6 protein-coding genes are annotated in these 15,317 nt (G+C 75.0%); 5 read left to right on the plus strand and 1 reads right to left on the minus strand.

Going from position 1 to position 15,317, the window contains the following annotated elements:
• Nucleotides 1-239: 239 nt before the first annotated feature.
• From lpdA to aceE, 5 genes are all read left to right on the plus strand, one after another.
• Nucleotides 240-1,628: a dihydrolipoyl dehydrogenase gene (gene lpdA / locus IAG43_RS08360; RefSeq protein WP_187740124.1), complete on the plus strand. Its 1,389-nt coding sequence runs from the start codon at nt 240-242 to the stop codon at nt 1,626-1,628.
• Nucleotides 1,629-1,684: 56 nt separating this feature from the next.
• Entirely contained in the window at nt 1,685-3,427 is a 1,743-nt protein-coding gene (sucB, locus tag IAG43_RS08365) for a 2-oxoglutarate dehydrogenase, E2 component, dihydrolipoamide succinyltransferase (RefSeq protein ID WP_187740125.1), read from the plus strand.
• A gap of 597 nt (nt 3,428-4,024) precedes the next feature.
• On the plus strand, nt 4,025-9,061 hold the full coding sequence (locus IAG43_RS08370) for a tetratricopeptide repeat protein (RefSeq protein WP_187740126.1): 5,037 nt from the start codon (nt 4,025-4,027) through the stop codon (nt 9,059-9,061).
• Between the two features lie 146 nt (nt 9,062-9,207).
• Complete coding sequence (locus IAG43_RS08375; protein WP_187740127.1) at nt 9,208-9,831, plus strand: GntR family transcriptional regulator; 624 nt, start codon at nt 9,208-9,210, stop codon at nt 9,829-9,831.
• Nucleotides 9,832-10,338: 507 nt separating this feature from the next.
• Nucleotides 10,339-13,008, plus strand: a complete 2,670-nt coding sequence (gene aceE / locus IAG43_RS08380) for a pyruvate dehydrogenase (acetyl-transferring), homodimeric type (protein ID WP_187740128.1) — start codon at nt 10,339-10,341, stop codon at nt 13,006-13,008.
• A gap of 94 nt (nt 13,009-13,102) precedes the next feature.
• Here aceE and IAG43_RS08385 read toward each other — a convergent pair whose 3' ends face one another.
• Complete coding sequence (locus tag IAG43_RS08385) at nt 13,103-15,226, minus strand: serine/threonine protein kinase (RefSeq protein WP_187740129.1); 2,124 nt, start codon at nt 15,224-15,226, stop codon at nt 13,103-13,105.
• Nucleotides 15,227-15,317 lie beyond the last annotated feature (91 nt).

Consider the following 15,317-nt stretch of genomic DNA (forward strand, 5'->3'; position numbering starts at 1 on the left):
CGGCGGGAACACCACGGGCCCGCGGCGCGTTCTCTACCACCCGGTAGCCCTGAAAAGCGCTCAAGCTCACCATCCCAAGCCCCGGCCCCGCGTCCCGCGTCCCGGCAACAAGTGCAAAGATGGGTTCTCGGCAGGACAGGGCCCCCACCACAGGGCCGAAGACTCAAGCGGCCGAACACCAGCCGCCGCCCGGTCACAGAGGACCGGGGCGAACGGCGCACATGCATGGAGGACGTGACGTGGCGAACGACGCCAGCACCGTTTTCGACCTAGTGATCCTCGGCGGCGGTAGCGGCGGTTACGCTGCGGCCCTTCGCGGAGCTCAGCTGGGCCTGGACGTCGCACTGATCGAGAAGAACAAGCTGGGCGGCACCTGCCTGCACAACGGCTGCATCCCCACCAAGGCCCTGCTGCACGCCGGTGAGATCGCCGACCAGGCCCGCGAGGCCGAGCAGTTCGGTGTCAAGGCCTCCTTCGAGGGCATCGACATCGCGGGCGTCCACAAGTACAAGGACGACGTGATCGCCGGCCTGTACAAGGGCCTGCAGGGTCTGGTCGCCTCCCGCAAGGTGACCTACATCGAGGGCGAGGGCCGCCTGTCCTCCCCCACCTCCGTCGACGTGAACGGTCAGCGCGTCCAGGGCCGCCACGTCCTGCTGGCGACCGGTTCCGTGCCGAAGTCCCTGCCGGGCCTGGAGATCGACGGCAACCGCATCATCTCCTCGGACCACGCGCTGACGCTGGACCGCGTCCCGCAGTCCGCGATCATCCTGGGCGGCGGCGTCATCGGCGTCGAGTTCGCCTCGGCGTGGAAGTCCTTCGGCACCGACGTCACCGTCATCGAGGGCCTGAAGCACCTCGTCCCGGTCGAGGACGAGAACAGCTCCAAGCTGCTGGAGCGCGCCTTCCGCAAGCGCGGCATCAAGTTCAACCTGGGCACCTTCTTCGAGAAGGCCGAGTACACCCAGGACGGTGTGCGCGTCACCCTCGCCGACGGCAAGACCTTCGACGCCGAGGTGCTGCTGGTCGCCATCGGCCGCGGTCCGGTCTCGCAGGGCCTCGGCTACGAGGAGCAGGGCGTCGCGATGGACCGCGGCTACGTCCTGGTCAACGAGTACATGCAGACCAACGTGGAGACGATCTCCGCGGTCGGCGACCTGGTCCCGACCCTGCAGCTCGCGCACGTCGGCTTCGCCGAGGGCATCCTGGTGGCGGAGCGGCTGGCCGGTCTGAAGACCGTTCCGATCGACTACGACGGCGTGCCGCGGGTGACGTACTGCCACCCCGAGGTCGCCTCCGTCGGCATCACCGAGGCGAAGGCCAAGGAGATCTACGGTGCGGACAAGGTCGTCGCCCTGAAGTACAACCTCGCGGGCAACGGCAAGAGCAAGATCCTGAAGACCGCGGGCGAGATCAAGCTCGTCCAGGTCAAGGACGGTGCCGTGGTCGGCGTCCACATGGTCGGTGACCGTATGGGCGAGCAGGTCGGCGAAGCGCAGCTGATCTACAACTGGGAGGCGCTGCCGGCCGAGGTCGCGCAGCTCGTCCACGCCCACCCGACGCAGAACGAGGCTCTCGGCGAGGCGCACCTGGCGCTGGCCGGCAAGCCGCTGCACTCCCACGACTAGTCAGTCACGGGCGCGACAGACCACTACCGCACTTTCTGTAAGGAGCAACTGAAACCATGGCGGTTTCCGTAACCCTTCCGGCGCTCGGCGAGAGCGTCACCGAGGGCACTGTCACCCGCTGGCTGAAGGCCGAGGGAGAGCGCGTCGAGGCCGACGAGCCGCTGCTCGAGGTCTCCACCGACAAGGTCGACACCGAGATCCCGGCCCCCGCCTCCGGCGTGCTGGCCTCGATCAAGGTCGCCGAGGACGAGACCGTCGAGGTCGGCGCCGAGCTGGCCGTCATCGACGACGGCTCCGGCGCCCCCGAGGCCGCTCCCGCCCCGGCCGCCGCCGAGACCCCGGCTCCCGAGGCCGCTCCGGCCCCGCAGGCCGAGGCTCCCGCGGCTCCGGCCGAGGAGGCCCCTGCCGCCGCCCCCGCGGGCGGTTCGGCCGAGGGCACCGACGTCGTCCTCCCGGCGCTCGGCGAGAGCGTCACCGAGGGCACCGTCACCCGCTGGCTGAAGGAGGTCGGCGAGGAGGTCACGGAGGACGAGCCGCTGCTCGAGGTCTCCACCGACAAGGTCGACACCGAGATCCCGGCCCCCGCCTCCGGCGTGCTGCTGGAGATCGTGGTCGGCGAGGACGAGACCGCGGAGGTCGGCGCCAAGCTGGCCGTGATCGGCGCCAAGGGCGCGGCCCCGGCCGCTCCCGCCCCGGCCGCCGCTCCGGCTCCGGCTCCGGCTCCGGCCCAGGAGGCTCCCAAGCAGGAGGCCCCGAAGCAGGAGGCTCCCAAGCAGGAGGCCCCGGCTCCGGCTGCCGCCCCGGCTCCGGCCGCCGCCCCGGCTCCGAAGGCGGCCCCGGCCGCGCCCGCGGCCCCCGCCGCGGTCGAGTCGAGCGACGCCTACGTGACCCCGCTGGTCCGCAAGCTCGCCGCCGAGAACGGCGTCGACCTGGGCTCGGTCAAGGGCACCGGCGTCGGTGGCCGCATCCGCAAGCAGGACGTCATCGCCGCCGCCGAGGCCGCCAAGGCCGCGGCCGCGCCGGCCCCCGCCGCTGCCGCCCCGGCCGCGTCGAAGGCGCCGTCGCTCGAGACGTCCCCGCTGCGCGGCCAGACGGTCAAGATGACCCGCATGCGCAAGGTCATCGGCGACAACATGATGAAGGCGCTGCACGGCCAGGCGCAGCTGTCCTCGGTCGTCGAGGTCGACATCACCAAGCTGATGAAGCTGCGCGAGCAGGCGAAGGCGTCCTTCGCCGCCCGCGAGGGCGTCAAGCTCTCCCCGATGCCGTTCTTCGTGAAGGCGGCGGCCCAGGCGCTGAAGGCCCACCCGGTCATCAACGCCCGGATCAACGAGGACGAGGGCACCATCACGTACTTCGACTCGGAGAACATCGGCATCGCCGTGGACTCCGAGAAGGGTCTGATGACGCCGGTCATCAAGGGTGCGGGCGACCTGAACATCGCCGGCATCTCCAAGGCCACCGCGGACCTCGCGGGCAAGGTCCGGGCCAGCAAGATCACGCCGGACGAGCTGTCCGGTGCGACCTTCACCATCAGCAACACCGGCTCGCGCGGTGCGCTGTTCGACACGATCATCGTGCCGCCGAACCAGGTCGCCATCCTGGGCATCGGCGCCACCGTGAAGCGTCCGGCGGTCATCGAGACCGCCGAGGGCACCGTCATCGGCGTCCGGGACATGACGTACCTGACGCTCTCCTACGACCACCGTCTGGTGGACGGCGCGGACGCCGCCCGCTACCTCACGGCGGTCAAGGCGATCCTGGAGGCCGGCGAGTTCGAGGTCGAGCTCGGCCTGTAGGGCCTCCGCGGTCCGCGCGGCCGCCGCCACGCCTGATCCGTGCCCCCGTACCGGAGTGATCCGGTACGGGGGCACGCGTGTGTCCGCACGCGCGTCCTCTGCCGCGTTCGCCCCTCGCCGTGCGGGGCGGGCGGATAGCGTGGCGCCCGGGGATTCGGGGCCGAGGGGGAACCCATGCGCATGGCAGATCGGCACACGCACGATCCGGTCACGGGGGTTCCGGCCGCCGGGGACGAGGCGGCGGCGCCCGGTCCCGGGGACGAGACGGCGGCCCCGGGCACGCCCGCGGGCGGTACGGCGGTGCCGGGGCACGACACCGCCGGTCCGGACCACGCGGGAGCGCGGGGCACGGCGGACACCGGCACGGCGCGCACCGGCACGGCGGCCGCGGACCGCGACGGTCCCGGTGACCCTGACGGCCCCGCCGGTCGCGCCGGTCGCGACGACCCCGGTGACCGCGCCGCGGAATCCGCGGCGGCTCCCGGGGGTCCGGGCCGGGCCGGAAGGGAAGGGCGGTCGCGGGACGCCGGCGGCCCGCCCGGCCCCCGCCGCGCCTCCCCCGCGGGCCACACGGGCGCCGGCACGGCGATCGGCGTCGTGGTCGAACGCCACCGCAGCGGCCTGGTTCCCGAACTGCCGGGGGCACGGCAGCAGTTGGAGACGCTGGCCGGGCTGCTCACCGCATACGGCTGCACCGCCGAGACGGTGGCCGACCCGGACTGGGGCACCGTGCGCGACCGGCTGGAGAGCTGGTCGGCGGCGCACGCCGGGACGGGAGGCGGCGGCCCCGCGGTGGTGCTGTGGTCGGGCCATGCGCAGCTGCACCGGGGCCGGCTGCACCTGATCACCGCGGACACGCAGGACCCCTCGGCCGAGACACAGGTCTACCGCACCGAGCTGCTGGCCGAGGCGGCGCTCCGTTCGGGGGCCGACCAGGTCCTGCTGGTCGTCGACACCTGCCACGCCGGGGCGGGCGTACTGGAGCCGCTGCGCCGCGCGATGGAGGACTTCGCCTCCGCCGTGCTGCCGCCGGGGCGCGCCCAGTGGCTCGGGGTGCTCGCGGGCTGCCGGGCGCACGAGCCGGCGGCGGGGCGCGGTGTCCTGATGGACACGCTGACCGAGGTGCTGCGCGACGGACCGTCCGGCACGGGCGCGTACCGGCACGAGTGGAGCGTCCGCAACGCGGGGGTGACCGGCGAGGCCGTCCTCCAGGAGGTGCTGGCCCGCTGGGACGACGACGGCCAGCGCCCGGCGAGCGCCTCCACGGGCCGGGCGCTGCCGATGTTCCGCAACCCCCGGCTGCGCGGCGACGCGGGCGAGCAGCTGGTGGAGCACCTGGTGCTCGCCGCCCGGGGGGCGGGCCGCACCGAGGAGGGCTGGTTCTTCACCGGCCGGCACGCGGTGCTGACCGACGTGGTCGCCTGGCTCGCCGCCCGCGAACCCGGTCTGTTCCTCGTCACGGGCGGTGCGGGCAGCGGGAAGTCGGCGGTCCTCGGGCGGGTCGCGACGCTGTCGGACCCGCGGCGCCGCGCTGAGGTCCTCGCCCACGGGGCGCTGCTCGACGGGGACCCGGATCCGGGCGGGAACGCGGTGGACGCGGCGCTCCATCTGCGGGGCATGACCGCGCAGGACCTCGCGGAGGCACTCGCCCGGCAGCTGGACCTGCCCGCGCCGCGTTCTCCCGCCGCGCTGGTCGCGGAGCTGGAGCCGCGGGGGCCGGGACGCCCGCCGGTGCTGGTGCTCGACGGTCTGGACGAGGCCGCGCCGGAGGAGGCCGCGGCCGTGGCCGAGCAGCTGCTGGTGCCGCTCAGCCGGGTCGCGTCCGTGCTCCTCGGCTCCCGTGCCCGCCCGTTCCGTCCGTACGCCGCCCCGCAGGAGAGCCTGCACGGCACGCTGGCCCGGTGGCTGGGCACCCGGGTCCAGGTGGCGGATCTGGACCGGGACGCCGGCACCGCGGAGGACATCGCCGGATACGTGCGGCGGCGGCTGGAGCGGGGCGGCCTGCCGGCGGACGTGTGCGACGCGTCGGCCCGGGCCGTGGCGGAACGCGCCGCGGCGGACGACGGCGGGTTCCTCTTCGCGCGCATCGTGGCGCGGTCGCTGATCGGCCGGGCGGCGGAACTCGTCCCGGGCGAGCCGCCCGCCCTGCCGGAGTCCGTCGGGGACGCCTTCGCCGAGGAGCTGGCGCGGGGACCGGAGCGCGTGCGCGAGGGCGCCGTCCTGCCCGGCGCGGCGAGGGATCTGCTCACGGCCCTGGCGTGGGGGGTGGGACGCGGCATGCCCGCCCGGGGCGTGTGGGAGAGCGCGGCCGCCGCCCTCGGGGGCCCCGGGACGGTCTACGGCCCCGAGGACGTGGACTGGCTCCTCGGCGCCTACGGCGCGTTCGTGGTGGAGGACACCGACGGGTCCCAGGCGGTGTACCGGCTGTACCACCGGGAGTTCGTCGAGCACCTGCGGAACGCGGCCGCGGGGGCCGGGGCGGGGCACGGCCCGCTCGCCGGGGAACGGGTGGCCCGTGCGCTGGTCGGCCTGCTGCTGCGGCAGGCGGACGAGGCACGCGCACCGGAGCGGGCCAACCCCTACCTCCTGTCCGGTCTCGCCGCCCACGCCCTGGACGCCGGTCCGGCGGGGATCGCGATGGTGCGGGACCTGGACCGGCGCAACGGCCGCGCGTTCCGCCCGGTGCTCGCGCTCGTCCTCCAGCAGGCCGCCGTGCTGCTGGACGGTGCCGGACGCGCCGGGGAGGCCGTCGCCGCCGCGGGTGAGGCCGCCGGGCTGTGGCGGGAGCTCGCGGGCAGCGGCCCCGCCCACCGGCCGGCGCTGGCCTGGGCGCTCGACGCCCTGGCGCACCGGCTGGCCGCCACGGGGGACCGGGCGGGGGCCCTGGAGGCCGCCCGGGAGGCGGCCGGGGTCCAGCGGGAGCTCGCCGCCGGGGACCCGGACGCCTTCGGGCCCGGACTGCCCTCGTACCTCGTCAACCTGGCCGCCCGGCTGTACGAGTCGGGCGAGCGCGAGGCGGCGGCGGCCCTCACGGAGGAGGCGGTCGGCCTCTGCCGGGAGCTGGCGGACCGCCGCCCGTCCGTCCATCTGCCGCTGCTGGCACGGTTCCTGATCAACCATGCGACCCACCTCCGGGCCGTCGGCAGGCGCCGGGAGGCCCTGGACGGCTGCCGCGAGGCGGTCGCCGTGGCACGCCGGCTGGCCGACGACGCGCCCGTTGCGCATGCGCACCTCCTCGCGACGGCCCTCGGGGACCTCGCGGTCGAACTCGACGCGGCGGGACGGACGGCGGAGGCCCTCGACGCGGCCCAGGAGTCGGTGCGGCTGCACCGCGACCCGGCCGCCGACCGGCCCGGCGACCATCTGCCGCGCCTGGCGAAGGCCCTGGGCAACCTGGCGGCGCTGCTCGGCTCCGCCGGGCGGGACCGGGACTCCCTCGCGCCCGCCAGGGAGGGGCTGGAGGCGGCGCGGCAGGTGGCGGCGAGCGGTCCCGCGGCCGGGCGGGCCGGGCTGTCGGACGCGCTCGCCGTGCTCGCCGGACGGCTGCTGGTCGTCGGGGAGCACCGGGAGGCCCTGGCCCACGCGGAGGAGGCGGTGGCGCTCGACCGTGCCCTCGTCGCCGGGGACCCGGCGGCCGCCGCGGACCGGCCGGCGCGCTCGCTGACCCTGCTGGCCACCGCGCTCGGCCGGCGGGGGGAGTACCGGGCGGCCCTGGACGCGGTCCTGGAGAGCGTCGGACTCCTGCGCGAGGCGGCCGGCCGGGACCCCGTGACGCACCTCGCGGACCTGGCCGCGTCCCTGCACAACCTCGGCAACCACCATGCCGACGCGGGCGACACGGTCGCGGCGGTGCACGCGACCGCGGAAGCGGTCGAGCTGTACCGGCGGCTGGCCGACGACCTGCCCGCCGTCCACCTCGGCGACCTCGCCCTGAGCTGCGACGCCCTCGGCTGCCGGCTGTCGGACCTGGGCGACGGGAACCGGGCGCTCACCTGTGCGCGCAACGCCGTCGCCCTGTACCGGAAGCTGGCCGGGGACGAACCCGGGCGGTACGCGGGCGGCCTCGCGCGGTCGCTGGGCAATCTCGGACTCCGCCTGGCGCGCACGGGCGCCCACGAGGAGGCGCTCGCCGTCACGGAGGAGTCCCTGGCGCTGGAGCGCGAGCTGACCGCAGGCGATCCGCGGGCCCGGCGCCGGGTGATGGCGAGCTCGTCCTACAACCTGTCCCTCCGGCTGGCGGAGAACTCCCGTCCGCGGCAGGCGCTGGCCGCTCTGCGCGAGGCCCTCGGGATGTTCCGGGAGCTGGCCGACGACGAGCCGGCCCACTGGACGGCGCCCCTGGCGGCGGCCGTGGGGGCGCTGGGGCGGCTGCTGGCCGGCCGGGGCGACCACGACGGCGCGCGGGCCGCGGCCGACGAGGCCGTCACGCTCCTCACCGCCTGCGCCGCGGCGGACCCCGGCGCCCACACGGACATGCTGGCGGAAGCCCTCGGCGGGCTGCAGCTGGTCGGGGAGGCGGCGGGGACTCCCGGGGTCGCGGTCGCGGCGGCCCGGCGGGCCGAGGACGCGCTGGCCGGTCATCCGGCGGCGGCCCGGCGGATGCGGATGCTCCGGCTGGGGTTCGAGCTGGGGGCGGGGACCGCGGAGGACGCCGTGCGCGCCCTGGCGGCCCTCGCCTGCCCGGCCCGCGGCGGCCGCGAGGGCAGCGGCGGCGGTGCGGGCGCTGCCCCGCGGCCGGAGCCCGCCGAGGTCTTCCACGCCCGTCAGCTGCTGGTGCGCCACGCCGAGCGCGGCAGGGCGGAGTCGGCCCTGGTCCGCCGTCTGGTGCGGCAGGCCGGTTCCCGGGGGTGGCGCCGCGCGCCGGCGTGGCTCGGCCTGCCCTCCCACGCCACGGCGACGCTGATGGGGTGGTTCGACTGCGAGGACTGGGCGTCGTCCCGCGCCTACTGGGACGAGCACCGCTGGCTGCGGACCCGGCAGGCGGGAACGGCGCTCGCCGAGCTGGTCGCGCTCCAGCCGGAGGTCGCCGCGCATCTGCAGTTGTGGAGCACCGCCGTCGAGCACGGACCGGACGTCGCGTTCCACCTCCCGCGGACGGTCGAACTGATCGACACCTGGGCGTCGGCCCGTACCCTGCGCGAGTCGCGGGAGCTGCTCGTCGCGCACGCGGACATGCTGGTCGGCCCGAACGCGCTCGTCGTGCTCACCGCCCGCAGCGGCACGGACCGGACCGTGCGGCACGCGCTGCTCCACCTCGCCGCCGCCGACGGCGTCGAGGAGGCCTACCGCTGCGCGGAGGACCGCGACGCGCTGCGCCGCCGGATCGAGCGCGCCTGCTCCGGGAGCGAGCCGGACACCGAGACGCTCGCGCTCTGCGCGGAACTGGAGCGGACGCAGTTCGGCGACGCGTACTCCGCCGACGTGCACCGGGCGCTGGCCGCCGTCCTCGCCGGCCCGGGCGGCGAGGTGCCGCCCGTGCGGGCGGCCCCGGAGCCGGCGGAGCGGGCCCGCGCGGTGACCGGGATCGCGGCCCTGATCCGCCGTTATCCGCGTCACACGGCCGAGTTGACCGCTCTGCTGGAGGCGGTGGCGGCCGACCGGCCCTCGGCGGCCGTCCACCCGCCCGCACCCTGACGACGTGCGGTTTCCCGTCCTCGCGGAGGCCCGGCGGGACGGCGGGGCCGCCGTCCGGGACCCTGCGGCACGGCACGCCCACGGAGGGTGCGGGGGGATTCCTCTCCGGTAACCTCGGCGTCGGCCATCTGGTGAGGAGCGCATTCATGACCGTCCCCGTCGTCCACTCGCTGCGCGACCAGATCCGCGAGCACATCGTGGAGGGGATCGTCAGCGGGCGCTGGAAGCCCGGTGAGCGGATCGTCGAGCGCCGGATCGCGACGGAGCTGGAGGTCTCGCAGACACCGGTGCGCGAGGCGCTGCGCGAACTGGAGTCGCTGCGGCTGATCGAGTCGGCGCCCAACAAGGGCGTACGGGTGCGGAACCTGACGGCCGCGGACCTTGAGGAGAGCTATCCGGTCCGGGCCGGTCTGGAGCAGATCGCCGCGGAGCTCGCGGCGGACCGGCTGGCGGCGGACTGCTCGGCGCTGGAGCCCCATGTGACGGCCCTCTACGAGGCGGACCGGCACGCCGACGGCACGGCCCAGGTGCGCCACACGGTGGCCTTCCACCGGGAGCTGGTGAAGGCCGCGGGCAACAGCGTGCTGCTGCACACCTGGGAGGGCCTCGGGATCGAGGTCTTCACGGCGCTGTCGATCCGGTGGCTGGGGACGGTGCAGAAGTCCTACGCGGAGGAGCACCAGGATCTGGTGGAGGCGTTCCGGCGGCGCGACCCGGAGATCGGCGCCCTCGTGAAGGCCCACGTCCTCGGCTGCGCACCGCGCGCGTAGCGGCGGCCCGCGGTTCAGCCCCGCGCGGGGCTGCGGTTCAGGCCTCGGGGGCTGCGCTCCCGGGCACGTTCAGCCCTAGCGGGACTGCGGTCCCGGGGCGCGTGCGCGCCTGAGGACGACGGCCGCAGGCCGTGCCGCCACCACCACCCCGCCCGCAGCCCGGCCCGTGCCCGTGCCCCGCTCCGGCGGGGCTGGAGCCGGCCGCCCTCCGGACCGGGACCACAGGCCGCCGCCGCGCGAGCCCGGGATCACCCTGCGAGCCGGCGCGGCTGGAAGTGGGCTCACGGTGCTCGAGAGGCCCCCGGGAGAAGAGGGCGTTTAGGGGGCATTTACCCAGGCACCCCGTGCCCACTTTTGCGGCACCGGATGCCAATTTCACCCCAACCTTTGATCGATCATCGATCAGCGACTTACAGTCTTCGGCGGGTCCACCGACCCGTTCGCCCTGTCCTGCCAGACACGGCACCCCCTTATCTCCACCCCCCTCCTGTCCGGAAGGCGGCGATCATGACCGACCCCGTAGGCAAGCTTCCGAGCGAGCTCGACCAGCTCCCGGACCGCGACGCCGAGGAGACCGCCGAGTGGGCGGCCTCCCTCGACGCAGTCGCGGAGCACGCCGGACCGCACCGCGCCGCGTACCTGATGCGCCGCACGCTCCAGCACGCCGAGAAGGCGGGCGTCGCCCTGCCCAGGCTGCTGGAGACGGACTACGTCAACACCATCCCCACCTCCGCCGAGCCCGCGCTCGACGGCGACGAGGAGATGGAGGCGCGCATCACCGCGTGGAACCGCTGGAACGCGGCCGCCATGGTGACCCGCGGCTCCCGGTTCGGCGTCGGCGGCCACATCGCCACCTTCGCCTCCGCGGCCTGGCTCTACGAGACCGGCTTCAACCACTTCTTCCGCGGCAAGGAGGGGGACGGCAGCGGCGACCAGCTGTACATCCAGGGCCACGCCTCCCCCGGCATCTACGCCCGCGCCTTCCTCGACGGCCGCCTCACCGAGGCGCACCTCGACAACTTCCGCCAGGAGTCCGGCGGCAACGGCCTCCCCTCGTACCCGCACCCGCGCCGGCTGCCCTGGCTGTGGGAGTTCCCGACGGTCTCCATGGGCCTCGGCCCGCTGTCGGCGATCTACCAGGCCCGGTTCAACCGCTACCTCCAGGGCCGCGGGATCAAGGACACCAGCAACTCCCACGTCTGGGCCTTCCTCGGCGACGGCGAGATGGACGAGCCCGAGTCGACCGCGGCACTCGCCCTCGCCTCCCGCGAGCGCCTGGACAACCTGACCTTCGTGATCAACTGCAACCTGCAGCGCCTCGACGGTCCGGTCCGCGCCAACTTCAAGATCGTGCAGGAGCTGGAGGCCCAGTTCCGCGGCGCCGGCTGGAACGTCGTGAAGTCGCTGTGGGGTTCCGCCTGGGACGAGCTGTTCCAGCTCGACACGGCGGGCGCGCTGGTGCGCCGCCTGCGGGAGGTGCCGGACGCGCAGTTCCAGACGTACGCGACCCGCGACGTCGCCTACATCCGCGAGCACTTCTTCGGCGCCGAGCCGGCCCTCGTCGAGCTGGCGAAACTGCTGACGGACGCCAAGATCTCCGAGTGTTTCCACACCTCCCGCGGCGGCCACGAGGCCCGCAAGGTGTACGCGGCGTACAAGGCGGCGCTGGCGCACAAGGGCGCGCCGACGGTGATCCTCGCCCAGACGGTCAAGGGCTTCACCCTCGGCAAGGGCTTCGAGTCCAAGAACGCCAACCACCAGATGAAGAAGCTGACGACCGACGAGTTCAAGGGCATGCGCGACCTGCTCGGACTCCCGATCGCGGACAGCGCCTTCGCCGACGGCCTGGTGCCCTACGGCCACCCGGGCGCCGACTCCCCCGAGGTGCGCTACCTCCAGGAGCGCCGCGCCGCCCTCGGCGGCCCCGCCCCGGCCCGCCGTCTGCACGCTTCGGCACCGCTGCCCGAGCCGGAGGAGCGCGCGTTCGCCGCGCTGAAGAAGGGCTCCGGCAAGCAGGAGATGGCCACGACCATGGCGTTCGTCCGCCTGGTCAAGGACCTGATGCGGGACAAGCAGACCGGGAAGCGCTGGGTGCCGATCGTCCCCGACGAGGCGCGCACCTTCGGCATGGAGTCGCTGTTCCCGTCCGCGGGCATCTACTCGCCGCTGGGCCAGACGTACGAGCCGGTCGACCGCGACCAGCTGATGTACTACAAGGAGGCCAAGGACGGCCAGATCCTCAACGAGGGGATCACCGAGGCCGGCGCCATGGCCGACTTCATCGCCGCCGCCACGTCGTACGCGACGCACGGCGAGACGATGATCCCGTTCTACATCTTCTACTCGATGTTCGGCTGGCAGCGGACCGGCGACCAGATGTGGCAGCTCGCCGACCAGCTCGGCAAGGGCTTCATCGTCGGCGCCACCGCCGGGCGCACCACGCTGACCGGTGAGGGCCTCCAGCACGCCGACGGCCATTCGCACCTGATCGCCGCCACCAACCCGGCGTCGCTCAACTACGACCCGGCGTTCGCGTACGAGATCGCGGTGATCGTCAAGGACGGTCTGCGGCGGATGTACGGCCCCGACGCCGAGGACGTCTTCTACTACCTGACGGTCTACAACGAGCCGAAGCCGCAGCCCGCCATGCCGGAGGGCGTGGAGGAGGGCATCGTCAAGGGCCTGTACCGCTTCAACGAGGGCTCGGCCGGCACGGACGCCCCGCGTCTCCAGCTGCTCGCCTCGGGCACGGCGATCCACTGGGCCCTGGCGGCCCAGGAGCTGCTGGCGAACGACTGGAACGTGGCCGCCGACGTGTGGTCCGCGACGTCCTGGGGCGAGCTGCGCCGGGACGCCCTGGAGGCGGACGAGGCCCTGCTCCGCGGCGAGGAGCGCGTCCCGTACGTCACCCAGGCGCTGGCCGGCGCCCCCGGCCCGGTGCTGGCGGTGTCCGACTGGATGCGCCAGGTGCCGGACCAGATCAGCCAGTGGGTGGAGCAGGACTGGTCGTCGCTGGGCACGGACGGCTTCGGTCTCTCCGACACCCGTGACGCGGCCCGCCGCCACTTCGGCGTGGACCCGCAGTCGATCGCGGTCGCCGCGCTGGCCCAGCTGGCGAAGCGGGGCGAGGTCCCGGCGTCCGCCGTGAAGGAGGCGCGCGAGCGCTACGGCCTGTAGCAGGCGCGGGCGGGACGGCGTCCCGCCCGCCGCACGGTCGCCGTCCCGCAGGGGCCGCCCGGTTCCGGGCGGCCCCCGCGGCGTCCGCGAGCCGTCACACCTGGCGCTGCTCCGGATCCTCGTCCGGCTCCCGCGACCGGCGGGACGCCTCGCCGCCGTCTCCGGGGGCGGACCGCCGCGGGGGCACCGAGCCGTCGCCGCGCCCGAAGAAGTGCCGCAGAAGCTCCGAACGGTCGGCCTCCAGGCGGTCGGCCTCCGAGCCGTCGCCGCGCCCGAAGAAGTGCCGCAGGAGCTCCGTGCGGTCGGCCTGGGACTCGGGAGGCCGCTCGGCGTGGCCGGCGGGCCGGGCCGGGCGCTGGGTCTCCGCGGGTCCGGCGCGCCCGGCCCGTTCCGGGGCGCGTTCGGCCTCCGCGGCGCGCTCTGCCCGCCTGCGGGCCTCGCGCCGCGGCATCGCGTCCGTCTCACCGGGGTACTCCGGCGGCCGCGTCCCGGGTGCCCGCGCCGGCCGCGCCGGTCCGGCCGGCAGGTCGGGGCTGCGCCGGTCGTCGGTCGCACCGGCACCGGGCGGGGAGCCGTCCGCGTAGCCGTGGGCGGCCGCGCGGCGCACGGCGATGTCGAGGAGCGCGTCCCGGAGCGAGCTGAGGCGTCCCAGGATCTCGGCGCGCTGCTCCGCCAGGTCGTCGAGCGGGGTGAGACTGCTGTCGGCGAGCATCCGCGTCACCCTGCCCCGCAGCTCCGTCAGCGAGTTCATCGCGCGTTCCTCCTCGGCGCGCGCGGCCGCGGCCTTGGCGTCGCCGTCCCGGAGGACGTTCTCCACCTGCCGCTGTGCGGACTGGAGGGTGCGCCGGGCACGTTCCTCGGCCTCGGTGCGCAGGCGCTCGGACTCCAGTGACAGCTGCTCCGCCCGGTGTTCGAGCTCGGCGACCCGCTTCTCCGCCGTCGCCCGCTGCGCGGCCAGGTCGCGTTCGGCCTGCTCCCGGCGCTTGGCGAGGGCGGTCTCGAATTCGGCGGCGGCCTGCGCCGCCTGCTCCCGCACCTCCGCCACGAGCGCGTCGGCCTCGGCGCGCCGGTCCCGGGTCTCCCGCTCTCCGCGGGTGCGCAGCGCGAGGATCTCCTGCTCGGTGCGGTGCCGCAGCTCCGTCCGGTGGCGCTCGGCTTCGGCGCGCAGCACGCCGGCTTCGCGGTGGGCGTCGGTGAGCATCTCGTCGGCCCGGCGCCGTGCCTCGTCCAGCACCGCCTCCGCCTCCGCCTCGCGGGCGCTCGCGTCGCGCATGGCGGCCTGGTAGATGTCGCGGGCCCCGGCGAGCTTGGCCGCCACCTCGGCCTCGGCGCGGTCGCCGGCGGGGACCTGCGTCGTGGTCACGCCGAGGTGGCGGGAGGCGCCCAGCTCCTTCAGCCGCTCCAGCACCGCGCCCGCGGAGCCGGGCCGGTCGGCGGGCCGCCGCTGGAGGAGCTGCATGACCAGGGCGCCCAGCCCGGACGGTATCGCGGGCACCAGCGCCTGGGGCGGCGGGATCTGCGCCTCCGCGTGCATGTAGACCAGCGCGAGCACGTTGTCGGCGACCATCGGCGGGCGGCCGGTGAGCATGAAGTAGAGCAGGCAGCCGAGCGAGTACAGGTCCGTGCGGTGGTCGACGTCCGTGTCCCCCCGCGCCTGCTCGGGCGACATGTACAGCAGGGTGCCCATGGGCACGCCGGTCCGGGTGAGGCCGCCCGCCCGGGCCGTGTCGCCGAGGAACTTGGCGATGCCGAAGTCGAGCACCTTGACGTCGCCGTCCGCCGCGAACATCACGTTCTCCGGCTTGATGTCGCGGTGCACGATCCGCAGCGTGTGGGCGGCGTGGAGGGCGGTCGCGACCTGGCTCGCCCAGCCCACCGCGGTGCGCCAGTGCGGCCGTTCGCGGCGGATCTCCTGGGCGAGGGTCCGGCCCGTGAGGCGTTCCATGACCATGTAGAGGACGGGCTCGTCGTCGATGACGGCCTCGCCGCAGTCGTGGGCGGTGACCGTGTGGCGGCCGGGGAGGTTGGCCGCGGACCTGATCTCCCGCCGGAAGCGGAGGAACGTCTCCTCCTCGCCCGCGTCGGGGAACGCGGTCACGAGCTTGACGGCGACCTCCCGCTGCATCCGCCCGTCGCGGGCGGACCAGACCTGGCCCATGCCGCCCCGGCCCAGGCGTTCGGTCAGCTCGTACCGGCCGTCGAGTACCGCCCCCCGCATACCCGCCCTCCCCACCGACCCGCCCGGCTCCCCAGTATGCCCTCTGTGTCCGTCCGGGCACGGACGGACACCGCCGCCGCACGATCCGGAG

Source organism: Streptomyces genisteinicus, from assembly GCF_014489615.1.
Lineage (GTDB): Bacteria > Actinomycetota > Actinomycetes > Streptomycetales > Streptomycetaceae > Streptomyces > Streptomyces genisteinicus.